Origin of the sequence: Streptomyces deccanensis, from assembly GCF_022385335.1 — a bacterium.
GTDB lineage: Bacteria > Actinomycetota > Actinomycetes > Streptomycetales > Streptomycetaceae > Streptomyces > Streptomyces deccanensis.
The window spans coordinates 7,072,881-7,096,848 of the sequence record NZ_CP092431.1; the positions used below are offsets into that span (position 1 = coordinate 7,072,881).

The 23,968-nt window shown below is 70.9% G+C and carries 14 protein-coding genes; 6 read left to right on the forward strand and 8 right to left on the reverse strand.

Annotated elements, in window-relative coordinates; genetic code table 11:
- Positions 1 to 227: 227 nt before the first annotated feature.
- From L3078_RS31585 to L3078_RS31600, 4 genes are all read left to right on the forward strand, one after another.
- The gene (locus L3078_RS31585; protein WP_239757348.1) at positions 228 to 656 is read left to right on the forward strand and encodes a MerR family transcriptional regulator; all 429 of its coding nucleotides are present in this window, start codon (positions 228 to 230) and stop codon (positions 654 to 656) included.
- 14 nt (positions 657 to 670) lie between these two features.
- A complete protein-coding gene (locus L3078_RS31590) occupies positions 671 to 985 on the forward strand; it encodes a thioredoxin family protein (protein ID WP_239757349.1) in 315 nt (104 codons plus the stop codon).
- A gap of 191 nt (positions 986 to 1,176) precedes the next feature.
- On the forward strand, positions 1,177 to 3,420 hold the full coding sequence (locus L3078_RS31595) for a HelD family protein (RefSeq protein ID WP_239757350.1): 2,244 nt from the start codon (positions 1,177 to 1,179) through the stop codon (positions 3,418 to 3,420).
- Positions 3,421 to 3,563: 143 nt separating this feature from the next.
- On the forward strand, positions 3,564 to 4,985 hold the full coding sequence (locus L3078_RS31600; RefSeq protein WP_239757351.1) for a cytochrome P450: 1,422 nt from the start codon (positions 3,564 to 3,566) through the stop codon (positions 4,983 to 4,985).
- A gap of 293 nt (positions 4,986 to 5,278) precedes the next feature.
- Here the strand turns inward: L3078_RS31600 and glgB are convergent, their stop codons facing one another.
- The 5 genes from glgB to L3078_RS31625 all read right to left on the reverse strand — a co-directional run bounded on the left by glgB (position 5,279) and on the right by L3078_RS31625 (position 15,368).
- On the reverse strand, positions 5,279 to 8,479 hold the full coding sequence (glgB, locus tag L3078_RS31605; protein ID WP_239757352.1) for a 1,4-alpha-glucan branching enzyme: 3,201 nt from the start codon (positions 8,477 to 8,479) through the stop codon (positions 5,279 to 5,281).
- A gap of 28 nt (positions 8,480 to 8,507) precedes the next feature.
- The gene (locus L3078_RS31610; protein ID WP_239757353.1) at positions 8,508 to 9,995 is read right to left on the reverse strand and encodes a maltokinase N-terminal cap-like domain-containing protein; all 1,488 of its coding nucleotides are present in this window, start codon (positions 9,993 to 9,995) and stop codon (positions 8,508 to 8,510) included.
- A 96-nt stretch (positions 9,996 to 10,091) separates the two neighbouring features.
- A complete protein-coding gene (treS, locus tag L3078_RS31615) occupies positions 10,092 to 11,792 on the reverse strand; it encodes a maltose alpha-D-glucosyltransferase (protein ID WP_239757354.1) in 1,701 nt (566 codons plus the stop codon).
- Positions 11,789 to 13,927, reverse strand: a complete 2,139-nt coding sequence (locus tag L3078_RS31620) for an alpha-1,4-glucan--maltose-1-phosphate maltosyltransferase (protein ID WP_239757355.1) — start codon at positions 13,925 to 13,927, stop codon at positions 11,789 to 11,791. The genes treS and L3078_RS31620 overlap by 4 nt, the downstream gene beginning before the upstream one ends.
- Before the next feature lie 229 nt (positions 13,928 to 14,156).
- A complete protein-coding gene (locus L3078_RS31625; protein WP_239757356.1) occupies positions 14,157 to 15,368 on the reverse strand; it encodes a S8 family peptidase in 1,212 nt (403 codons plus the stop codon).
- Positions 15,369 to 15,713: 345 nt separating this feature from the next.
- Here L3078_RS31625 and L3078_RS31630 point away from each other — a divergent pair, with 345 nt between their 5' ends.
- Complete coding sequence (locus L3078_RS31630; RefSeq protein ID WP_239757357.1) at positions 15,714 to 18,350, forward strand: glycosyltransferase family 1 protein; 2,637 nt, start codon at positions 15,714 to 15,716, stop codon at positions 18,348 to 18,350.
- Positions 18,351 to 18,516: 166 nt separating this feature from the next.
- The gene (locus tag L3078_RS31635; protein ID WP_239757358.1) at positions 18,517 to 19,098 is read left to right on the forward strand and encodes a dihydrofolate reductase family protein; all 582 of its coding nucleotides are present in this window, start codon (positions 18,517 to 18,519) and stop codon (positions 19,096 to 19,098) included.
- 43 nt (positions 19,099 to 19,141) lie between these two features.
- Here the strand turns inward: L3078_RS31635 and L3078_RS31640 are convergent, their stop codons facing one another.
- The 3 genes from L3078_RS31640 to L3078_RS31650 all read right to left on the reverse strand — a co-directional run bounded on the left by L3078_RS31640 (position 19,142) and on the right by L3078_RS31650 (position 23,723).
- Positions 19,142 to 19,678, reverse strand: a complete 537-nt coding sequence (locus tag L3078_RS31640; protein ID WP_239757359.1) for a DUF1990 family protein — start codon at positions 19,676 to 19,678, stop codon at positions 19,142 to 19,144.
- 68 nt (positions 19,679 to 19,746) lie between these two features.
- Positions 19,747 to 21,417, reverse strand: coding sequence for a M4 family metallopeptidase (locus L3078_RS31645; RefSeq protein WP_239757360.1), 1,671 nt, complete (start codon positions 21,415 to 21,417; stop codon positions 19,747 to 19,749).
- Positions 21,418 to 21,656: 239 nt separating this feature from the next.
- Positions 21,657 to 23,723, reverse strand: coding sequence for a M4 family metallopeptidase (locus tag L3078_RS31650; protein ID WP_239757361.1), 2,067 nt, complete (start codon positions 23,721 to 23,723; stop codon positions 21,657 to 21,659).
- Positions 23,724 to 23,968 lie beyond the last annotated feature (245 nt).

Here is a 23,968-nt window from a genome sequence, read left to right on the forward strand (position 1 = left end):
CCGTACGGCCGGGTCCTCCCCCGTAGACCCGGTCGTACGGTCACCAGGCGGAACAACTGAACAACTCCAAGAACACCGAGTGGCCAGGTCCTCCCCCTATAGACCTGGCCACTCGGCTTTTCGCGTCGCTGTCCGCTCTCCGCCGGTGGGGCTTCTCGCGCAGTTCCCCGCGCCCCCTGAGGGGGCGCGTTGGCGTTGACGTCGGCGTCAAGGAATACCGTCTTCTCATGCGCATCGGGGAGCTGGCGGAACGGGCCGGGACGACGACACGGGCGTTGCGGTACTACGAGGCGCGGGGGCTGTTGCCCGCGCGGCGGACGGGCAACGGGTACCGGACGTACGACGAGGCGGATCTGCGGCTGCTGCGGCAGATCCGGACCTTGCAGGACTTCGGGTTCGACCTGGAGGAGACCCGGCCGTTCGTGGAGTGTCTGCGGGCGGGGCACCCGGAGGGCGACTCGTGCCCGGCGTCGCTGGCGGTCTACCGGCGGAAGCTCGACGAACTCGACGCGCTGATCGGTGAGTTGGCGGCGGTGCGGGCATCGGTCGGTGAGCAGTTGGCGCGGGCCGAGCGGGCCCGGGAGCGGCTGGCAACCGAGGCGGAGGTTCCGGGGGGTCCGGAGCCCGTGTGCGAACTGGGAGGCGGAGAGCTGTGATCAGGGCGGCCGGGGTGGCAGAGGTGACGGACGCGGACTTCGCGGCGGAGGTGATCGGGGCGGAGCTGCCGGTGCTGGTGGAGTTCACGGCCGACTGGTGTCCGCCGTGCCGGCAGATGGGGCCGGTGCTGAGCGCGCTCGCGGCGGAGGAGGGCGAGCGGCTGAAGGTGGTGCAGCTGGACGTGGACACCAATCCGGAGACCACGAACGCGTACAAGGTGCTCTCGATGCCGACGTTCATGGTGTTCAAGGGCGGTGAGCCGCTGAAGGCCATGGTCGGCGCGCGGCCGAAGCGGCGGCTGCTGGAGGAACTGGACGACGTGCTCTGATCTCAGGGGCGTCGAAGGGATCGCGAATAGGAAAAACCCCCGAGCAATTGCGCTCGGGGGTTTTTCCTGCGTATATTTAATGGTTCGCGACTTCAACGGGATGATGTCGCAAAGAAGCTCAGTGAGCACAGTATATCCGGGCGGGAGTGGAATTGTCAAACACCGGCTTTTCGCATGATTCACACGATGAATTGCGGCGTGAGCAGGAATTCATCGACGGGCTGTACGCCCGGGTGGACGCCCTGCGCGGTGAGACCGAGGGATCCGTCACGGACGCGCTCGCCCAGGGCAACACCCCCATGCAGGCCCGTCTGGAGCGGGACATCCTGGTCGCCGAGCGCTCGGGGCTGCTGGCCGCGCTGAACGCCGTCGACGGTTCGCTCTGCTTCGGCCGGCTCGACCTCGCCGACGGCACCGTCCACCACATCGGCCGCATCGGGCTGCGCGAGGACGACACCGAGCGCACCCCGATCCTGATCGACTGGCGCGCCGACGTCGCCCGGCCCTTCTACCTCGCCACCGGCCACACCCCGATGGGGCTGCGCCGCCGCAGGCACCTCACCACCGAGGGCCGCAAGGTGACCGCCCTGCACGACGAGATCCTCGACCTCGGCGACGAGACCCGCACCGGCTACGAGGACCCGACCGGCGACGCCGTCCTGCTGGCCGCCCTCAACTCCGCCCGCACCGGCCGCATGGGCGACATCGTGCAGACCATCCAGGCCGAGCAGGACCGCGTCATCCGCGCCCCGCACCAGGGCGTGATGGTCGTGGAGGGCGGCCCCGGCACCGGCAAGACCGCCGTCGCCCTGCACCGGGCCGCCTACCTCCTCTACGAGCAGCGCGAACTCCTCGCCAAACGCGCCGTCCTCGTCGTCGGCCCCAACCCGGCCTTCCTCGGCTACATCGGCGAGGTGCTGCCGTCGCTGGGCGAGACGGGCGTGCTGCTGGCCACCGTCGGCGAACTGTTCCCCGGCGTACGGGCCACCGCCACCGACACCCCGGCGGCCGCCCGGGTCAAGGGGAGCGCCGCCATGGCCGACGTCCTCGCGGCCGTCGTACGGGACCGGCAGGCGCTGCCCGACCCGGTGATCGCCATCGAGCACGACCGCGAGATCCTCATGCTCGACGACGACCTCGTACGGGTCGCCCGCGAGCGCACCCGAGAGGCGAAGCTTCCGCACAACGTGGCCCGTGAGCACTTCGAGGGCTACATCCTCAACACCCTCACCGAGATGGTCGCCGAACGCATCGGCACCGACCCGTACGACGGCTCCAACCTCCTCGACGCCAGTGACATCACCCAGATCCGCGACGAGCTGGCCGAGAACCCCGAGGTCTGGTCCGCCATCGGCCGGCTGTGGCCCCGCATCACCCCGCGCCGGCTGATCGCCGACTTCCTCGCCGAGCCGGACGCGTATCTGCCGAAGGAGGACGCCGACGCCGTACGCCGTCCCGTCACACGCGCGTGGACCGTCGCCGACGTGCCGCTGCTCGACGAGGCCGCCGAACTGCTGGGCGAGGACGACCGGCTCGCGCGGGCCCGCGCCGAGCGCGAGCGGGAGTCCCAGATCGCGTACGCGCAGGGCGTGCTGGAGGTGTCCTACGCGTCCCGGACGTACGAGTTCGAGGACAAGGAGGACAGCGACCCCGACGGCTCGGAGGTGCTGTCCGCGCACGACATCATCGACGCCGAACGGTTCGCCGAGCGGCACGAGGAGGACGACCACCGCAGCGCGGCCGAGCGGGCTGCGGCCGACCGGACCTGGGCGTTCGGGCACATCATCGTCGACGAGGCGCAGGAGCTGTCGCCGATGGCCTGGCGGCTGCTGATGCGCCGCTCGCCGACCCGCTCCATGACCCTGGTCGGCGACCCGGCCCAGACGGCCGAGGCCGCGGGCGTCGGCTCCTGGGCCGACATCCTCGCCCCGTACGTCCAGGACCGCTGGGAGCACACCCGGCTCGGCGTCAACTACCGCACGCCCGCCGAGATCATGGCGGTCGCGGCCGGTGTCGTCCGCGCCGAGCGGCCGGACTTCGAACCGCCGAGCTCCGTACGGTCCACGGGTGTACGGCCCTGGGCGCGCCGCGCGGCGGCGGGCGAACTGCCCGCCGAGGTGGCCAAGGCCGTCGCCGAACTCACCCCCGCCGAGGGGCGCCTCGCGGTCGTCGCGCCGCGCGAGCTGCACCGGGCGCTGGCGGCCCGGCTGGACGGCGTCACGGCGGGCGCGGAGCCCGACCTGACCCGCGCCGTCGTCCTCCTCGACCCGCGGCAGGCCAAGGGCCTGGAGTTCGACTCCGTCCTCGTCGTGGAGCCCGGGAGGTTCGGCACGAGCGATCTGTACGTGGCGCTGACCCGGGCGACGCAGGCACTCGGTGTCGTCCACGCGGAGGAACTGCCCTCGGCGCTGCGGGAGTTGTCGGACCCGGCCTGAAGTGGGACGGGGTGCGGCCTGCCGGGTACCCACCAGGCCGCACCCCCGCCACCGTCACCACCCGTGCATCAGGGATCACCAAGCCGTAACAGTTCCCGTCATCGTCACTGCTTGTGCACGGTTCATACGGTATGCGTGTCGGCATGGAAACACATCCGTTCGCGGCCGCTCCGACCGGCGGCCCCGGCCTGGAATCGCTCCCCGTGGAGCCCCTGCTGACCTCGGAGTTCGACCGGGACCCGGGCAGCGTCTACGAGCGACTGCGGACCACGTACGGGCCGGTGGCACCGGTGGGGCTGATGGGAGTGCCGGCCTGGCTGGTTCTCGACTACCGCGAGGTGCTGGAGGTCCTGCGCAACGAGAGTGTGTGGCGGCGCGACGTACGGCACTGGCGGGCGCGGGCGCAGGGGCGGCTGCCGAAGGACTGGCCGCTGCTCGCCGGTTACGAGGTCCGCCAGACCATGTTCTTCGACGACGAGGAGCACCGGCACGCACGGCTGAGCTACCACTCGGCGATGCGGCCCTTCCAGGACGGGCACTCGCCCGAGGGCTGGGAGCTGCGGGCGGCCGTCGCGCAGTACGCCGACGAACTGATCGCCCTGCTCGCCGCCGAGTCCGGGACCACCGGGTTCGCCGACCTCGCGGCGCAGTACACGCGGCCGCTGCTGCTGATGGTGACGACCAAGCTGTTCGGGTGCCCCGTCGAACTCGGCGACGAGATGGTCATGGACTTGTGGCGGATGCTGGACGGCGGGCCGGACGCGGGGCCGGCGACCGGGCGGGCGCTGGGGGCGATGACGCGGCTCGCCGCGCACCGGCGGTCCCGGCCCGGGGAGGACCTCACCTCCTACATGCTGCTGGCCGACCCGTCGCTCAGCGACGAGCAGCTCGGCCGCGAGCTGTTCATGAACGCGGTCTATCTCAACGACATCACCGGGAACATGGTCTGCAACACGCTCCTCGAGGTGCTGCGGGGGAACGCGACCGTGCGGCGGAGCCTGTCCGACGGGCAGCTCGGGGAGACCGTGAACCGGGCCGCGCTGGCGAATCCGCCGACGGCCAACCTGTGCTTCCGGTTCGCGGCGCGTGATGTGCGGCTCGGGAACTTCCTGGTCCGGGCCGGGGACATCGTGTCGCCGTCCGTCGCCGCCGCGCACCAGGATCTGCTGAAGATCGGGTCCTCGCACCTCGTCGACTCCACCGTCAGCACGCGGGCGCATCTGGCGTGGGGGGCCGGGCCGCATCAGTGTCCCAGTGCCGCGCGGGAACTGGCGGGGACGATCGTCACGACCGCGGTGGGGCGGATCTTCGACCACTTCAGCCGGGCGGAACTCACCCTGCCGCCGGACCAGTTGCCCTGGCGGTCGGGCCCGGTGGTGCGGGGGTTGAAGCTGCTGCCGGTGCGTTATGAGTTGGCGGGGCACAGTTCGGTGCGGGGGCGGTCGGTGGGGGTGCCTGTCGCGCCGCGGGGTGAGGATGTCGAGGTGGAGGTGCGGCGGGGTGAGAGCCATGGGCTGATGGGGCTCCTGCGACGGATGATGTCGAACCGCAGAAGGCCCGGCTGAGCCCGGACAGTTCTCTCGCCCCCGCCGCCCCTACCCGTCCCATCCCCAGGGGCTGCGCCCCTTCGACCCCCAAACGTCCGTCCGGTGGGGGCTGGTCGCGCAGTTCCCCGCGCCCCTGAAAAGCAGGGGCTGCGCCCCGTGCTTTTCAGGCCCGAAAGGCCGGAGGCCTTTCAGGGGCGCGGGGAACTGCGCGAGAAGCCCCACCGGCCCGCACCCGACAACACACCCCAGGGGGTCAAAGGGGCGCAGCCCCTTGGGGATGGGACGGGTAGGGGCGGCGGGGGCGAGGAAAGTCAGGCTGGGCGGAGCCAGAGGGTGGTCAGTGGGGGGAGTGTGACGCGGATGCTGGCCGGTCGGCCGTGCCAGGGGTGGGGCTCCGGCTTCACCGGGTCGGACGCCGTCACATCCGTCCCGCCGTACACCCCCGCATCCGTGTTCAGCACCTCCCGCCACGCCGGCACATCCTCGGGAACCCCCAGCCGGTAGTCCTGCCGTACCACCGGTGAGAAGTTGGAGACCGCCAGCAGCGGACTGCCGTCGTCCGCGAACCGCAGGAACGCCAGGACGTTGTCGTCCGCCGAGTCCCCCGTGATCCAGGAGAAGCCCGCCGGCCGCGTGTCCTGCTCCCAGAGGGCCGGCGTGTCGCGGTAGACCGTGTTGAGGTCGCGGACGAGGTCCCGCACCCCCCGGTGGTCCGCCTCCGCGCCGTACGCGGGGTCGAGCAGCCACCAGTCCGGCCCGTGCGCCTCCGACCACTCCGCGCCCTGGGCGAACTCCTGCCCCATGAAGAGGAGTTGCTTGCCCGGATGGGCCCACATGAAGCCCAGGTACGCGCGGTGGTTGGCCCGCTGCTGCCACCAGTCGCCCGGCATCTTCGACACCAGCGACCCCTTGCCGTGCACGACCTCGTCGTGCGAGATCGGCAGGACGTAGTTCTCGCTGTACGCGTACACCATCGAGAACGTCATCTCGTGGTGGTGGTGCTTGCGGTGGATCGGGTCCTTGGACATGTAGCCCAGGGAGTCGTGCATCCAGCCCATGTTCCACTTCAGGCCGAAGCCGAGCCCGCCGAAGCCGCCCGGCCCGGTGTGGTGGGTGGCCCGCGTGACACCGTCCCAGGCCGTGGACTCCTCCGCGATCGTCACGACACCCGGCACCCGCCGGTACACGGTGGCGTTCATCTCCTGGAGGAAGGCGACCGCGTCCAGGTTCTCCCGGCCGCCGTGCTCGTTCGGCGTCCACTGGCCCGGCTCGCGCGAGTAGTCGAGGTACAGCATCGACGCGACGGCATCCACCCGCAGCCCGTCGATGTGGTACTCCTCGCACCAGTGGACGGCGTTCGCCACCAGGAAGTTGCGCACCTCGCGCCGCCCGTAGTCGAACTCCAGCGTCCCCCAGTCGGGGTGCGCCGCCCGCGCCGGGTCCTGGTGCTCGTACAGCGGACGCCCGTCGAACTCCGCCAACGCCCAGTCGTCACGCGGGAAGTGCGCCGGCACCCAGTCCATCAGCACCCCGATGCCCGCCCGGTGCAGGGCGTCGATCAGGTACTTGAAGTCGTCCGGGGTGCCGAGGCGGGCCGTCGGCGCGTAGAACCCGGTGACCTGGTAGCCCCACGAGCCGCCGAAGGGATGCTCGGCGACCGGCAGCAGTTCGACGTGTGTGAAGCCGAGGTCGGAGACGTACGCCGGTAGCTGGTCGGCGAGTTGGCGGTACGTCAGTCCCGGTCGCCAGGACGGCAGATGGACCTCGTAGACCGAGAACGGCGCCTCGTGCGCCGGGGTCTCGGCGCGCTTCGCGAGCCACTCCTCGTCGCCCCACTCGTAGTGCGACGTGTGCACGACGGACGAGGTGGCGGGCGGGACCTCCGTACGACGGGCCATCGGGTCGGCCCGGAACGTCCTCGAACCGTCCGGCCGAGTGATCTCGAACTTGTACAGCTCGCCCTCGCCGATCCCGGGCACGAACAGCTCCCACACACCCGAGGAGCCCAGCGCACGCATCGGGAAGCCCGTGCCGTCCCAGAAGTTGAAGGTCCCGGCGACGCGCACGCCGCGCGCGTTCGGGGCCCACACCGTGAAGCGGGTGCCGGTGACGCCCTGGTGGGTCATCGGCTCGGCGCCGAGCGCACGCCACAGCTGCTCGTGCCGCCCCTCACCGATGAGATACAGGTCCAGCTCACCGATCGCGGGCAGGAAACGGTACGCGTCCTCGGTCTCCTGCTCCGTCCCCTCGTACGACACCAGCAGCCGGTAGCCCTCCGGAACGTCCCGCAGCGGCAGCAGCGCCGAGAAGAAGCCGCCCCCGTCGTCGTGCAGCTCCGCCCGCAGCGATCCCACCACCACGCTCACCGCGAGCGCGTACGGCCGGAACGCCCGGAACACCACACCACCGGGCGCCGGATGCGCTCCGAGCACCGCGTGCGGCTCGTGATGCGTACCGGCCACCAACCGCTCCCGGTCACCGCCGTCCATCGCGGGGGAGAAGGCGGGCTGGGCGGGCTGGGGGTCGCCCGGTGCGGCAGCCGGGGGTTCGCCGGGCACCGGCTCGGACGTGGACTGCCTGGGGACCACCGGGTCGGGTCCGGACGCCTCCGGGGTGGCCTGGTGGGGGACGGTCGGCTCGGGAGCGGTGGACGATCCGGCCAGCACCGACACGGCGACGGCCGCCTCGGACCCGCCCGACTCGGACCTGGCCGTCTCGGACCTGGCCGTCTCGGGCGCCGCCACGGCCTTCCGCGCGGGCGCTTTCCCGGCGGAGCCCTTCTTGGCTGCGGCCGTCTTCGCGACAGCGGTCTTCGCGCCGGCCTTCTTCGCGACGGTGGTCTTCGCGACAGCTGTCTTCGCAACAGCCTTCTTCGCGACCGTCTTCTTCGTGACCGCTTTCTTGGCCACGGCTTTCTTGACGGCGGCCGTCTCGGCGACACCTTCGGCGGTCGCGGCTCGCGCGCTGCCCGCTTCGGCGGCCACGGGTCCCGTCGCGACGGGTTCGGCGGCCACGGCTCGCCCGGCCGTGGATTTCTTGGGCGCGGCCTTCTTGGTCGTTGTCTTCTTGGCCGCCGCCTTCTCCCCGGCCGGTGCCTTCTCCCCGACCGCCGTCTTGCTGGCGGCCTTCTTCGCGACGGCCTTCTTCGCGACGGCCTTTTCCGCGACGCTCTTCGCCGCGTCAGCCTTCTTGGCCACGGCCTTCTTCGCCACGGTCGTCTTCGCCGTCGCCTTCTTCACCGCGGCTTTCTTCGCCACGGCTTTCTTCGCCACGGGCTCCGCCGCCCCCGTCGCCGCCTCGGCCGTGACCGCCCCGGTCGTGCTCTTCGCCGTCGTCTTCCTCGTCGCCGTCTTCTTCGCCGTCGCCTTCTTCGCGACGGCCTCCTTCGTGGCCGTCGTCTTCTTCGCGGCCGGCTTCTTCGTGGTCGTGGCCGTCTTCTTCACCGGGGCCGGTACCTCGGCCCCGGTGTCGGGGGGCTGCGTGCTGTCGTCGGACGGCGGGCGGGGAGTCACAGGGACGGTCTCCTCGGGAGGGGTGGTGTCAGGGGGTGGTGTCGGTGCAGGGGTCCGTGGCCAGCCGACGGACGGCGGCCAGGGGTACCGGGAGCCAGTCGGGTCGGTGACGGGCCTCGTAGAGGACCTCGTACACGGCCTTGTCGGTCTCGTACGCGCGCAGCAGCACGGGATCGGTCCGTGGATCGACCCCCGCCACGTCCGCGTACCCGGAGCAGTACGCGGCCCGGCAGGCGGTCGCCCAGTCGGCGGCCGGGGGCTGGAGGGAGTGCGCGGCGTAGTCGAAGGAGCGGAGCATGCCGGCGATGTCACGGGCGACGGGCTGCGGCATCCGCCGCTCGGCCAGCGGCTTCGACGGCTCGCCCTCGAAATCTATGAGCGACCACTCCCCGGAGGGCGAGCGCAGACACTGCCCGAGGTGCAGGTCGCCGTGGATGCGCTGGGCCGTCCAGGTGCGCCCCTCGCCCGCCAGGTCGGACAGCGCCTCGAAGGCGGTGTGCAGTCCGGGTGCGTACGGCCGCAGCGCGGGTACGGCCTGCGCGGCGGCCTCCAGGCGCTCGGTCATCCCCTCGACCAGCGCCTCCAGTTGGGGCCGGCCCAGGGTGGCCGTGGGCAGGGCGCGGGTCAGCGCGGTGTGCACCTCGGCGGTCGCCCGCCCCAGCGCCCGCGCCTCGGCGGTGAAGTCCTCGCCCTTGGCCAGCATGCTCAGCGCCAGTTCCCAGCCGTCCGCCGCGCCGTGCAGGAACGGTTGCAGGACGCCGAGGACGTGATGGCCGTCGGGGTCACCGGCGCGGCCAAGGTCCGCCACCATCCAGGCCACCGGCGCCGGCACCCGGGGGCAGTTCTCGCGGGACAGCGTCAGGGGCAGTTCGAGATCGGGGTTGGCCCCGGGTACGACCCTGCGGAACAGCTTGAGGATGAACGTATCGCCGTAGACGAGCGAGGAGTTGGACTGCTCGGCGGTGGCCAGGCGCGGCACCAGACCCTCGGGAATGTCGCACCGCATGTCCCGCTCGCAGCGCAGCTCCCCGACACGTGCCTGCGAGCGCAGCGCCTCCAGGAGGACATCGGCGAGACGCGGGTCGTGCAGCCCCTCGTACACCGTCCGCCCGGCCAGTGGTCCTTCCTCGACGTGCCCGATCAGCGCGGGCGCCAGCCGGGGCGGCAGTGTCTCGCGCACGCCGAGCAGCAGTTGGTAGCAGTCGCCGGGGTGGGCCGGGGCCCCCTGGGACGGCACCAGCGGCTGATGCGCGCGGACGAGGAGGTGCAGCAGCCCGGCCTTGGACCCGCCGGCCCCCTGTGGCCCTCCGGCCGTGGTGGTGCCCACCGGCAGCAGTTCCGTCGCCGCCACCAGGCTGAACCCGGTGACGGGCCGCCCTTTCCCCGCGAACCAGCGCTGCCGTGGCAGCCACTCGCGCAGCAGCGGCTCCAGCGAGGTGAGCAGCCCGGCTGTCGGTGGTGCGACGGGCGGTGGTGCAGGACTTGTCGCGGTGGAGTGCGAAGCGGCTTCCGACATGGAATCGCGTCCTTTCCCCGGGAGGCGGGGGTGTTCCTGTCTGCGTGCCCCGGGCGGGCCGGGGGAAACCGGCCCGCCCCAGGGTTCCGGTCGGGCTTACACGGCGTCCTTCCGTAGGCGGAACCAGTAGAAGCCGTGGCCCGCGAGGGTGAGAAGGTAGGGAAGTTCGCCGATGGCCGGGAAACGGACGCCGCCGATGAGCTCGACGGGGTGGCGTCCCTCGTAGGCGCGCAGATCGAGCTCCGTGGGCTGGGCGAAACGGGAGAAGTTGTTCACGCACAGCACCAGGTCGTCCCCGTGTTCGCGCAGGTAGGCGAGCACGGACGGGTTGGACGAGGGGAGTTCGGTGTAGGTGCCGAGGCCGAACGCCGGGTTCTGCTTGCGGATCTCGATCATCCGGCGGGTCCAGTGCAGCAGCGAGGCCGGCGACGACATCGACGCCTCGACGTTGGTGACCTGGTAGCCGTAGACCGGGTCCATGATCGTCGGCAGCGACAGCCGCCCCGGATCGCAGGACGAGAAGCCGGCGTTGCGGTCGGGGGTCCACTGCATCGGGGTGCGGACGGCGTCGCGGTCGCCGAGCCAGATGTTGTCGCCCATGCCGATCTCGTCGCCGTAGTAGAGGATCGGCGAGCCCGGCAGGGACAGCAGCAGAGCGGTGAACAGCTCGATCTGGTTGCGGTCGTTGTCCAGGAGCGGGGCCAGGCGCCGGCGGATGCCGATGTTGGCGCGCATGCGCGGGTCCTTGGCGTACTCCGCGTACATGTAGTCGCGTTCTTCGTCGGTGACCATTTCGAGGGTGAGCTCGTCGTGGTTCCGCAGGAAGATGCCCCACTGGCAGTTCGCGGGGATGGCCGGGGTCTTCGCGAGGATTTCCGAGACCGGGTAACGGGATTCCCGCCGGACGGCCATGAAGATCCTCGGCATCACCGGGAAGTGGAACGCCATGTGGCATTCGTCGCCGCCGCTGGCGAAGTCGCCGAAGTAGTCGACGACGTCCTCCGGCCACTGATTGGCCTCCGCGAGGATGACCGTGTCGGGGTAGTGCGCGTCGATCTCCTTCCGAACCCGCTTGAGGAAGTCATGGGTTGCGGGAAGGTTTTCGCAGTTGGTGCCCTCCTGCTGGTACAGGTACGGCACCGCGTCCAGCCGGAACCCGTCGATGCCCAGGTCCAGCCAGAACCGCAGCGCCGAGATCATCTCCTCCTGCACGGCCGGGTTCTCGTAGTTGAGGTCGGGCTGGTGGGAGAAGAAGCGGTGCCAGAAGTACTGCTTGCGGACGGGGTCGAAGGTCCAGTTGGAGGCTTCGGTGTCGACGAAGATGATCCGCGCGTCCTGGAACTGCTTGTCGTCGTCGGCCCAGACGTAGTAGTCGCCGTAGGGTCCGTCGGGGTCTTTCCTCGATTCCTGGAACCACGGGTGCTGGTCGCTGGTGTGGTTCATGACGAAGTCGATGATGACGCGCATGCCGCGTTGGTGGGCGGCGTCGACGAATTCGACGAAGTCGGCGAGGTCGCCGAATTCGGGGAGGACGGCGGTGTAGTCGGAGACGTCGTATCCGCCGTCGCGGAGGGGCGATTTGAAGAAGGGCGGGAGCCAGATGCAGTCGATGCCGAGCCACTGCAGGTAGTCGAGTTTGGCGGTCAGGCCCTTGAGGTCGCCGATGCCGTCGCCGTTGCTGTCCTGGAAGGAGCGGACGAGGACCTCGTAGAAGACGGCGCGTTTGAACCAGTCCGGGTCCCGGTCCTTCTGCGGCGTGTCCTCGAAGGTGTCCGGAACGGGCTCGTTGACGATCATTGTGTGGGTGACCCCCCGATCTGCGGGTTGGACGGTCGCAGGACGGTCAGTACGTGGGCGGGCGTGCGGCCCGGTTCCAGGCGTACGTAGTTGTTCCTGCCCCAGGTGTAGACCTCGCCGGTGAGCTCGTCGCGCACCAGCACGGACTCATGCCAGTCCAGGCCGAGTCGCGGCATGTCCAACGAGACCGTGGCCTCCTGGGTGTGGTGGGGGTCGAGGTTGACCACCACCAGAACCGTGTTCGAGCCCGCGTGCTTCGAGTAGATGATCACCGCTTCCTGGTCGGCGTCGTGGAAGTGCAGATCCCGCAACTGACGCAACGCCGGGCTCCGACGCCTGATCTCGTTGAGCTTGCCGAGCAGGGGGGCGATGGTGCGGCCGTCGCGTTCGGCGGCGTCCCAGTCGCGGGGGCGGAGTTGGTACTTCTCGGAGTCGAGGTATTCCTCGCTGCCGGGTTTGAGGGGGGTGTTCTCGCAGAGTTCGTAGCCGGAGTAGACGCCCCAGGTGGGGGAGAGGGTGGCGGCGAGGACGGCGCGGAGTTCGAAGGCGGGGCGGCCGCCTTCCTGGAGGAAGGCGTGGAGGATGTCGGGGGTGTTGACGAAGAAGTTGGGCCGCATGTAGGCGGCTGCCTCACCGGCGAGTTCGGTGGCGTAGTCGGTGAGTTCGGCTTTGGTGGTGCGCCAGGTGAAGTAGGTGTAGGACTGCTGGAAGCCGGTGGCGGCCAGGGTGTGCATCATCGCGGGGCGGGTGAAGGCCTCGGCGAGGAAGATGACGTCGGGGTCGGTCGCGTTGATGTCGGCGATGACCTGTTCCCAGAAGAACACCGGTTTGGTGTGGGGGTTGTCGACGCGGAAGATCCGTACCCCGTGGTCCATCCAGTGGCGCAGGACGCGGGTGGTCTCGGCGATCAGGCCGGGCAGGTCGGCGTCGAAGGCGATGGGGTAGATGTCCTGGTACTTCTTGGGCGGGTTCTCGGCGTAGGCGATGGTGCCGTCGGGGCGGTGGTGGAACCACTCGGGGTGTTTGTGCACCCAGGGGTGGTCGGGGGAGCACTGCAGGGCGAAGTCGAGGGCGATCTCCAGGCCGTGGGCGCGGGCCTCGGCGACGAAGAAGTCGAAGTCGTCGATCGTGCCCAGATCCGGGTGGACGGTGTCGTGGCCGCCCTCGGGGGAGCCGATCGCCCAGGGCACGCCCACGTCGTCCGGTGTCGGGGAGAGCGTGTTGTTGCGGCCCTTGCGGAAGGTGGTCCCGATGGGGTGGATCGGGGGGAGGTAGACGACGTCGAAGCCCATGGCGGCGATGGCCGGCAGGCGGCGGGCGGCGGTGCGGAAGGTTCCGTGGGGCTGCTCGGGGGTGCCCTCGGAGCGGGGGAAGAACTCGTACCAGGAGCCGAACAGGGCCCGTTCGCGTTCCACCAGCAGGGGCAGCGGCTCGGAGGAGGTGACCAGCTCCCGCAGGGGATGGCGGGTCAGGACCTCCTCGACCTCCGGCGCCAACGCCGCCGCGAGGCGGGCCGAGACGGGGCGGGCGGTGTCCCGGAGGGCGTCCACGGCGGCGAGGAGCGTGCCTCGCCCGCTCTTGCCCTCGGGCACCCCGGCGGCGGCGCGTTCGTGGAGACGAGCGCCCTCCTCCAGCACCAGCTCGGTGTCGATACCGGCCGGGACCTTGATCCGGGCGTGGTGCCGCCAGGTGGTGACCGGGTCGTCCCAGCCCTCCACGGCGTAGGACCACAGGCCCTCGCTCGGTACGGAGACGGTGGCGCCCCAGCGGTCGGTGCCGGGGGCGAGTTCGCGCATCGGGGTCCACTTGGCCGGGCGGCCCTCCGGATCCCGGAGCACGACATTGGCGGCGACCGCGTCGTGGCCCTCCCGGATGACGACGGCCGAGACCTCGAAGGCCTCGCCCACGACGGCCTTCGCCGGTCGGCGGCCGTGATGGACGGTCGGCCGCACATCGAGGACCGGTATCCGTCCGATCGTGGGAGCGCCCGGAGCCTTCGGGGGTGTCGGGGGCGCCGAGGTCGGCGCGGGCGGGCCGGTGTGCGCCCGGCGTGCGGGGCGTGCGGCGGTGCTGTCGGGTGGTGCGGGGGTGGTGCTGGTCGTCGGGGGTGGTGACGAGTGGTGCGTGGCGGGCATGACCGCTCCTGTCCGCGTCAACGTGGGTGGGCGGATGAGGGTGTGGGGAGGTGGGGCCAGCGGGACGTACCGGTGGAGCCTTCCCACACAGTGCGGGTGGGCATTCCGGCACTTTGTTAACTACTCACGCGTATGTCTACACACAAGACCGGCCTCGTCCGTAGGGGTCGAGGCCGGTCACTGTAGTCGCTCTGGGTAAAGAGCCGTTCACCTGTGGTGTTACGGGCCGCTACGGATGGTCGACGAGCAGAAGCCTGTTCGGGGAACCCGGATATCTGTCCTTGACCTTGCCCGAAACCGCACGCTTGACCAACGCCCCGGCCACCTCCGCCGGAGCGGCCCGTGGACGGTCGGCCAGATACAGGGCCGCCGCGCCCGCGGCGTGCGGTGCCGCCATGGACGTACCGGAGTGGGTCGCCTTCGCGGTGTCGCTCCGGTGGGAGGCCGAGGTGATGGACTTCCCGGGGGCGAACAGGTCCAGGCTCGGGCCCCAGTTGGAGAAGTCGGCGCGGACGTCCTTGCGGTCGGTGGCGCCGACCGTGATCGCCTGCTTGACGCGGGCGGGCGAGGAGAGACCCGCGGCGCGCCCGTCGTTGCCCGCGGCCACCGTGTAGGTGACCCCGGAGGCTATGGAGTTGCGGACGGCCGCGTCGAGTTGCGCGTTGCCGAGCCCGCTGAGGCTCATATTGGCCACGGCCGGTTTCCGCGCGTGCTCGGTGACCCAGTCGACACCCGCGATGACCTGGGCCGTCGTTCCCGCGCCCGCGTCGTCGAGCACCCGTACGGCGACGACCTTCGCCTTCTTGGCGACCCCGTACGCGGTGCCGGCGACGATGCCCGCGACATGGGTGCCGTGGCCGTTGCCGTCCTGCGCGGTCCGGTCGTTCTGCACGAAGTCCCAGCCGTTGGCCGCCCGTCCGCCGAAGTCCTTGTGGGTGATCCGGATCCCGGTGTCGATCACGTAGACGGTGACGCCCCGGCCCGCCGACGCCGGCCAGGTGTAGCTCCTGTCGAGCGGCAGGGCGGGCTGGTCGACGCGGTCCAGGCCCCAGGAGGGCGGGTCGGTCCGGCGGCCGTCGTGGGTGACCTTCGTGTCCTGGACGACCGACGCCACGCGGGAGTCCGCCGCGAGCCGCCTGGCCTGTTTCTCACCGACCGTCACGGAGTAGCCGTTCAGGGCGGCGTCGTACATGTGGCGTATTTTCGCCCCGTACTTCGACGCTATGCCCCGTCCCGCCGTCGACGGGGCCTTCGTTCCCGGTTTGAGGGTGACGATGTAACTGCCGTTGACGGAACCGGGGCCACCGGCTCCGTGGACGAACCCCTCCGGTGCGGCGTGCGCGGGCAGGGCGATGGCCGAAAGCACCGCGGCCGTCATCACCGCCGTGAACCCGCCCGCCCGGCGCGCACGCATGTTTCTCGCCTCTGACAGCTGGTGCATGTCTGAGAACCCCCTCCTCGACCCGGCGCTCCCACACCGGGGTTCACCGGAAGCCTCTCGTGCGGGGTGAAGCACCACAAGGCCGCGCAGAGGGGTGGAATCGGCCAATATCACCCGTGGGGTACAGGTGAACGTCGGTGCCGGGTTGCGGCGAATTCAGGACTGAACGGCCTGGAGCGGACTGCCCCGCCGGGCGGCCGGGGTACGGATGCGCCGTAATTGCATACGGAGGGACGCGCCGTAGTTGCCACGGCCCCCGCGCCGCTACCGTCGGGGGGTGACGAACGGCGCACAGCGGAGTGCGTCCCCCGGCCCGTACGTCCTTGCGCGAAGGTGGAATCCTCTGTGAAGGCCATCCGCAGATTCACCGTCCGACCCGTCCTGCCCGAAGCCCTCCACCCGCTCAGCGAACTGGCGCGCAATCTGCGCTGGTCCTGGCACCCGGAGACCCGTGACCTCTTCCAGTCGGTCGACCCCGAGCGCTGGGCGGCGTCCGGCGGCGACCCCGTCCGGCTCCTCGGCTCCGTCTCCGTCCGGCGCCTGGCCGAACTCGCCGAGGACCGCCGCTTCCTGCGCCGGCTGACCGCCGCCGCCGACGACCTGCGCGACTACGTCACCGGCGACCGCTGGTACCAGGGGCAGGCGCAGAACTCCGAACTCCCTGCCGCCATCGCCTACTTCTCGCCCGAGTTCGGCATCACGGCCGCGCTGCCGCAGTACTCCGGCGGCCTCGGCATCCTCGCCGGCGACCATCTGAAGGCCGCCAGCGACCTCGGGGTCCCGCTGATCGGCGTCGGCCTGCTCTACCGGCACGGCTACTTCCGGCAGTCCCTGTCCCGGGACGGCTGGCAGCAGGAGCACTATCCCGTGCTCGACCCCAACGAACTGCCGCTGGTGCCGCTCCTGGAGGCCGACGGCAGCCAGGCGCAGGTCGGCCTGGCGCTCCCCGGCGGCCGCCGGCTGCACGCCCGGATCTGGCAGGCCCAGGTGGGCCGGGTGCCGCTCCTGCTGCTCGACTCGGACGTCGAGGAGAACGACCTCGGCGAACGCGGGGTGACCGACCGGCTGTACGGCGGCGGCAGCGAACACCGGCTCCTCCAGGAGATGCTGCTCGGCATAGGGGGTGTCCGGGCCGTACGCACGTACTGCCGGCTCACCGGCCACGCCGGGCCCGAGGTCTTCCACACCAACGAGGGCCACGCCGGGTTCCTCGGCCTGGAACGCATCGCGGAACTCGGCGACGAGGGGCTCGACTTCGACGCCGGTCTGGAGGCGGTCCGCTCCGGCACGGTCTTCACCACGCACACACCCGTCCCGGCCGGCATCGACCGATTCGACCGTGAGCTGGTCGCCCGCCACTTCGGGCCCGACGCCGAACTCCCGCGCATCGACGTGGGCCGCATCCTGGGGCTCGGCATGGAGACCTACCCGGGCGGCGACCCGAACGTCTTCAACATGGCGGTGATGGGGCTCAGGCTCGCCCAGCGCGCCAACGGGGTCTCGCTGCTGCATGGGCAGGTCAGCCGGGAGATGTTCTCCGGCCTGTGGCCGGGCTTCGACCCGGACGAGGTCCCGATCACCTCGGTGACCAACGGGGTGCACGCACCGACCTGGGTGGCCCCGGAGGTCTTCCGGCTCGGCGCCCGGCAGATCGGCGCCGAACGGACCGAGGACGCCATGTCGGTCGGCGGCTCCGAACGCTGGGACGCCGTCGGCGACATCCCCGACCAGGACATCTGGGACCTGCGCCGCGACCTGCGGGAACAACTCGTCGTCGAGGTACGGGAACGCCTGTACGCCTCCTGGCGGCAGCGCGGCGCCGGCACGGCCGAACTGGGCTGGATCGAGGGCGTGCTGGACCCGGACGTCCTGACGATCGGCTTCGCCCGCCGCGTCCCCTCGTACAAGCGTCTGACGCTGATGCTGCGCGACCAGGACCGCCTGATGGACCTGCTGCTCCACCCGGAGCGCCCGATCCAGATCGTGATCGCGGGCAAGGCGCACCCGGCGGACGACGGCGGGAAGCGCCTGATCCAGGAGCTGGTGCGGTTCGCGGACGACCCACGCGTCCGCCACCGGATCGTGTTCCTGCCCGACTACGGCATGGCGATGGCGCAGAAGCTGTACCCGGGCTGCGACGTGTGGCTGAACAACCCGCTGCGCCCGCTGGAGGCGTGCGGGACGAGCGGGATGAAGGCGGCGCTGAACGGCTGTCTCAATCTGTCCGTCCTGGACGGCTGGTGGGACGAATGGTTCCGGCCCGACTTCGGCTGGGCGATCCCGACGGCGGACGGCACGGCGTCCGACGAGGACCAGGACCGCCGGGACGACGTGGAGGCGGCGGCGCTCTACGACCTGCTGGAGCGCCGGGTGGCCCCCCGCTTCTACGAGCGCGGGCAGGGCGGTCTGCCCGACCGCTGGATCGAGATGGTCCGCGAGACGCTCACGCATCTGGGGCCGAAGGTGCTGGCGGGCCGCATGGTGCGGGAGTACGTCGACCGCCTCTACACGCCGGCCGCCCGCGCCCACCGCGCCCTCGCCCCGGACACGGCGCGCGAACTGGCCGAGTGGAAGGCACGGGTGCGGGGCGCCTGGCACCGGGTGAGCGTGGACCATGTGGAGACCTCGGCGGCCCCGCTCAGCACGGCCGCCGAGCTGGGCGCGACGCTGGTGCTGCGCGTCCGGGTCGGCCTGGGCGAGCTGGTCCCGGACGACGTCGAGGTCCAGGCCGTCTCCGGCCGGGTGGACGGCGAGGACCGCATCACGGACGCGACCTGCGTCCCGCTGAAGCCGGCGAGCGGTCCCGACGACGAGGGCCGCTGGATCTACGAGGGCCCGCTCTCCCTGGACCGCACGGGCTCCTTCGGCTACACGGTCCGCATCCTCCCCACCCACCGCCTCCTCGCCTCCTCCGCCGAACTGGGCCTGGTGGTGGTGCCTTCGGAGGAGCTGGGGGAGGGGGCGGGGGTGTTGATGCGGTGACGTGGGCGGGCGGGGTGCACGGCCCACTCCGCCCGCTGCGGGGCGGGGTGCACGGCCCACCTCGCCCGCTGCCCAGCGGCCACGCGACTGAGACGCGCCGTCGACGGCGACAGGGCACGAGACGCTAATTTGGGGGGCACCGCACCGCACAGCAGAGGAGCGCCCCGTGGGCAAGGTGGTCATGTACAGCTCGGTGTCGGTGGACGGCTTCGTCGCGGACGAGAACGACCAGCCCGGACCGCTGTTCGACTGGTTGTCCAGCGGTGACGTCCCCCTGGACGAGAGCGGCGCGCTGAAGGTGTCGCGGACGTCCTACGACTACACCCGGCCGTACTGGGACCAGATCGGGGTGACCGTCGTCGGCCGCCACGTCTTCGACCTGACGGACGGCTGGGACGGGAAGCCTCCGGGCGGGATCGACCACGTGGTCGTCGTGACACACCGGCCGGAACCCGAGGGCTGGGACCCCGGAGCGCCGTTCCACTTCGTCGACGGCGTCGAGGCGGCCGTGGCCAAGGCACAGGAGCTCGCGGGCGACCGCGTGGTCGAGGTCGCCGCCGGCGACGTCGGTGGCCAGGTGCTCGCCGCGGGCCTGGTCGACGAGGTGCGCATGGACGTCGTCCCCGTGGTCCTCGGCTCAGGCAAGCGCTACTTCGGGTCGGTCCACGCGCAGCACCTGCTGGAGGACCCGGACGAGGTGATCCAGGGCGACCGGGTGCTGCACCTGCGCTACCGGGTGCGCCGTTGACCGGTCCGGGCGTCGGCGGTGACGCACGGACCGCCGTACCGGGTCACGCTCCCTTCGGGTCCCCCGCCAGCCTCCGCAGCACCACCCCGCACCGGCGGGCGTACGCGTGCTGCAATCCCCTCGTCGCCGCGCCGCCCGCGCGGGCGTACCACTTCGCGCCGCGGCTGAAGGCCGTGACCGTGAGCCAGACCGTGCCGTCGCCCGTGCGGTCGACCACGAAGGACTCCTCGCCGCATTCGGGGTGGCCCGGGAGCGTGCCGTAGGCCCAGCCCTTGCGGCGGGGCTCGTCGACCGTCCACACCACGCGGCAGGGGGCCTTGATCACGCCGCCCAGGGTGACCGTCACGTCGACGCCGGGGGCCGCCTCCGGGGCCGAGGCGCGTATGCCGACGCCCAGCGCGCGGTGCATCTCCCACGTGCGGACGGCGTGCGCGGCGCGCTCGAACACGTCCGTGCCCTCGCCTATGCGCGAGCGGACGTGGAGAGGGCTGAAGTCGGGCGGGCAGTGGCCCTCGCGGGTCGCGCCGACGGCCTCGTAGGTGAAGGGGCCCTCGGGGAGCGGGCCGGTGGTTTCGGGCATGGCGCACAGACTAGGGCGGCACCCGGAGTCGCCTTCTCGCCGGGTACCGCCCCTGGGTCAGCCGTGTGTCACGCGGTGACGTTGACCGCGGCCCACGCCGCGTTCACCGCCGCGTACTCCGCGCTGCTCGCGCCGTAGAGCGAGGACGCCGCGTTCAGGGTCGCCGTGCGGGCGCCCTTGTAGTTGGTCGTCGACGTCATGTACGTCGTGAGGGCCTTGTACCAGATCTGGACGGCCTTGGCGCGGCCGATGCCGGTGATCGTGGCGCCGTTGGAGGTCGGGGAGTTGTACGAGACCCCGTTGATCGTCTTGGCGCCGCTGCCCTCCGAGAGGAGGTAGAAGAAGTGGTTCGCCGGGCCCGACGAGTAGTGCACGTCCAGGCTGCCGAGCGACGACGACCAGTAGTTGGCCGACGAGCCGTCCTTGCTCGGCTGGTCCATGTAGCGCAGCGGGGTGCCGTTGCCGCGGATGTCGACCTTCTCGCCGATCAGGTAGTCGCCCGGGTCCTTGGCGTTGGCGGCGTAGAACTCGACCGCAGTGCCGAGGATGTCCGAGGTGGCCTCGTTCAGGCCGCCGGACTCACCGCTGTAGTTCAGACCGGCGGTGTTCGAGGTGAGGCCGTGGGTCATCTCGTGCCCGGCCACGTCCAGCGAGGTGAGCGGCTTGGTGTTGCCCGCGCCGTCGCCGTACGTCATGCAGAAGCAGCTGTCGGACCAGAAGGCGTTGACGTACGCGTTGCCGTAGTGGACCCGGGAGTACGCGGCGACGCCGTTGTTCCTGATGCCGTTGCGGCCGAGGACGTTCTTGTAGAAGTCCCAGGTGACCTGGGCGCCGTAGTGGGCGTCCACGGCGGCGTTCTGGTCGGTGGAGGAGCTGGTGGCGGTGCCGGTGCCCCAGACGTCGTCCGCGTCGGTGAAGAGCGTGCCGGCCGAGGAGGACGTGGCGCGGGCCTTGTTGTACGTCTTGTGGGCGCCGCGCGAGGCGTCGTTCAGCTGGTACGTCGAGCCGGACAGCGAGGTGCCGATGGTGACCTGGCCGTTGTACTGGCTGTTGCCGCTGCCGGTCTGGACGGCCTCCCACTCGTACAGCTTCTTGCCGGTCTCCGCGTCGGTGACGACGTGCAGCTCCTGCGGGGTGCCGTCGTGCTGGAAGCCGCCGACGACCGTCTCGTAGGCGAGGGCGGGCTTGCCGCTCGCGGCCCAGACGACCTTGCGCGGGGCCTTGTCGGCCGCCGTCTTGGTGGAGCCCTCGGCCTTGGCGGCCTTCAGCGCCTGCTTCTCGGCGGTGGCCTTGGTGACGTCCGCGGTCAGGTCGGCGACCTTGACGGAGGCGGTGGTCGCCTTGCTGACGCTCTTGATGTCGCCGGCCTTGGACTCGTGGACGACGAGGTCGCCGCCGAGGACCGGGAGGCCGCCGTAGGTGCGCTCGTAGCGCGTGTGGACCGTGCCGTCCGCGTCCTTGAGGACGTCACGGACGACCAGTTCCTCCTTGGCGCCCAGGCCTATCTCGTCGGCGGTCTCGGCCGTGGCCGCGTCCGCCTTCTTGATCAGGGCGGTGCGCGCGGCGGGGGTCAGCAGGACCGGGGCTCCGGCCGGCTTGGCCTTGTCGGCGACCGGCGCGGGCTGGGCGGTGGCACCGGAGGTCAGGCCGGTGGTGAGGAGCGCGCCGGCGGCGACGGCGGTCGCGATGGCGAGCGTGGTGCGCTTGTGACGCGCGTAGAGAGGACGTCGGGGAGTCACACGAGCTCCTTATGTGGGGGAGTGCTGGGGTGCTGGTGCGGCGGGTGGAGGAAGAGTGACACCTGAGTCGTGTTCATGTCAGGAGGGGGTGATGATGTTGGCCGAAAGTCAACTGTCCGGTGAATGTTGCGGGAACGTGAACGGGCGCCGCCCCGGCGGGAATCGACCCACCGGGGCGGCGCCTACGAGGAACGACAGGCGCGTGCGCGGGGGTGACCCGCCCGTGCGCCCGGTCCGACCTACGGGAACGTCAGCTTCCAGCTGTTGATGTACCCGGTGTCCCGGGCCGCGTTGTCCTGGACCCTCAACTGCCAGACCCCGTTGGCGACTTCGGAGGAGGCGTTCACGGTGTACGTGGTGTTGATGTTGTCCGTGCTGCCGCCGGTGCCGTACGCCTTCAGCGTGTACGCCGTGCCGTCGGGGGCGACCAGCTGGACCTGGAGGTCACCGATGTAGGTGTGGACGATGTCCACGGCGACCGCGAGGTTGGAGGGTGCGTTTCCGGTCCGGCCGGAGACGGTGACCGGCGAGGTGACCGCCGCCCCGTTGTCCGGAATCGATACGTCGGTCGTGGACTCGAACGACGTACCGCCGCCCCCGCCACCGCCGGGCCGGGTGCCCACGTTGACGCCCGCCCACGCGTTGGCCACGGCCGTGTACTCCGCGGACGTGGTGCCGTACAGCTCACCGGCCGCAGCCAGGGTCCCGGTGCGGGCGCCCGCGTAGTTGGTGGTCGAGGTGAACTTGGTGGTCAGCGCGCGGAACCAGATCTTCTCCGCCTTGTCCCGGCCGATGCCGGTCACCGGCAGGTTGTCCGAGGTGGGCGAGTTGTAGCTGACGCCGTTGATGGTCTTGGCGCCGCTGCCCTCGGAGAGCAGGTAGAAGAAGTGGTTCGCGGGGCCCGAGGAGTAGTGCACGTCGATCGAGCCGATGCCCGAGTACCAGGCGTCCTTCGACGAGCCGTCCTTGCTCGGCCGGTCCATGTAACGCAGCGGCGTGCCGTCGCCGTTGATGTTGATCTCCTCGCCGATGAGGTAGTCACCGACGTCGGAGGAGTTCGCCGCGAAGAACTCGACCGTGGAGCCGAAGATGTCCGAGGTGGCCTCGTTCAGACCGCCGGACTCGCCGCTGTAGTTCAGACCGGCGGTGTTGGAGGTGAGGCCGTGGGTCATCTCGTGCGCGGCCACGTCGATCGAGGTCAGCGGGTTGGCGTTGCCCGAGCCGTCGCCGTACGTCATGCAGAAGCAGGTGTCCTGCCAGAACGCGTTGACGTAGTTGTTGCCGTAGTGCACACGCGAGTAGGCGCCGACGCCGTCACCCCGGATGCCGCTGCGGCCGTGCACGTTCTTGTAGTAGTCCCAGGTCAGCGCCGCGCCGTAGTGGGCGTCGGCGGCGGCCGACTCCAGGTTCGACGGGGTGCCGTTGCCCCACACGTCGTCGGGGCCGGAGAACAGGGTCCCGGCGCCGGACGTGCCGCGGTTGAGGTTGTTCGTCTTGTGGTTGCCGCGCGCGCCGTCGGTCAGGTTGTACGTCGAACCGGACTGCGTGGTGCCGAGGGTCACCTGGCCGCTGTAGACCGTGTTGCCGGTGCCGGTCTCGACGGCCTCCCACTCGTACAGCTTGGCGCCGCTGGTGGCGTCCGTGATGACGTGCAGCTCCTGCGGGGTGCCGTCGTGCTGGAAGCCGCCGACGACCGTCTCGTAGGCGAGGACGGGCTTGCCGCTCGCGGCCCAGACGACCTTGCGGGGCGCCCGGTTGATGTCCGGGCTCTTGGCATCCTCGGCCTTCGCGGCGCCGAGCGCCTGCTTCTCGGCCTTGGCCCTGCTGACGGTCGGCGTCAGCGACGGGACGGCGATCTTCGCCTTGGTGGCCTTGACGACGTCCTCGGTCTCGCCCGCCTTCGTGGTCTCGACGACCAGGTCGCCGCCGAGGACCGGGAGGCCGTCGTACGTCCGCTCGTACCGGGTGTGCACGGTGCCGTCGCGGTCCTTGACCACGTCGCGGACGACGAGCTTCTCCTTGGCGCCGAGGCTCAGTTCCTCGGCCGTCGCCGCCTTCGTCGCGTCGGCCTCGCGTATCAGCTCGGCCCGCTGGGCGGGGGTGAGCTTGACCGAGGCGGCGCCGGTGGCCTTGCCCGCTGCCGACGGTGCCTTCTCCGGGGCGGCGGTGGCGGCGCCCGACTGGACGGCCGCGGCCAACAGGGCGGTGACGGCGACGAGCGCGCCGGCGGCCGTGCGCCGGCGGGCGGTGTGGCCGAAGGTGTTACCGGTGTGGGAGGTGCGTCTGTGGGACTGGCGTCTCAACACTGACTCCTTCTGCGTGGCCGCGGTTCGCACGGCCAGGGGAGACCGGACGGCTGGTGGCCGTCCGGGCAGAACAAGGTGTGCACTGACGAACGCGAAACCACATGCGTGGGGGTGCCGCGCGGCACGTGAGAGCGCTACTTGTGAGGTTGCTGTGCCGCGGTTGTGGGCAGAGTGGCAGGAGATTGCGCTTCCTGTCAGGAGCGCGTCAACAAGTTGGCCGGAAATGCTCCGTTGCCCGGTTGATC

Coding starts and splice junctions, on each gene's coding strand:
- L3078_RS31585 (WP_239757348.1), top strand. CDS start 228: ATGCGCATCGGGGAGCTGGCGGAACGGGCCGGGACGACGACACGGGCG.
- L3078_RS31600 (WP_239757351.1), top strand. CDS start 3,564: ATGGAAACACATCCGTTCGCGGCCGCTCCGACCGGCGGCCCCGGCCTG.
- L3078_RS31610 (WP_239757353.1), bottom strand. CDS start 9,995: ATGTCGGAAGCCGCTTCGCACTCCACCGCGACAAGTCCTGCACCACCG.
- treS (WP_239757354.1), bottom strand. CDS start 11,792: ATGATCGTCAACGAGCCCGTTCCGGACACCTTCGAGGACACGCCGCAG.
- L3078_RS31620 (WP_239757355.1), bottom strand. CDS start 13,927: ATGCCCGCCACGCACCACTCGTCACCACCCCCGACGACCAGCACCACC.
- L3078_RS31625 (WP_239757356.1), bottom strand. CDS start 15,368: ATGCACCAGCTGTCAGAGGCGAGAAACATGCGTGCGCGCCGGGCGGGC.
- L3078_RS31640 (WP_239757359.1), bottom strand. CDS start 19,678: ATGCCCGAAACCACCGGCCCGCTCCCCGAGGGCCCCTTCACCTACGAG.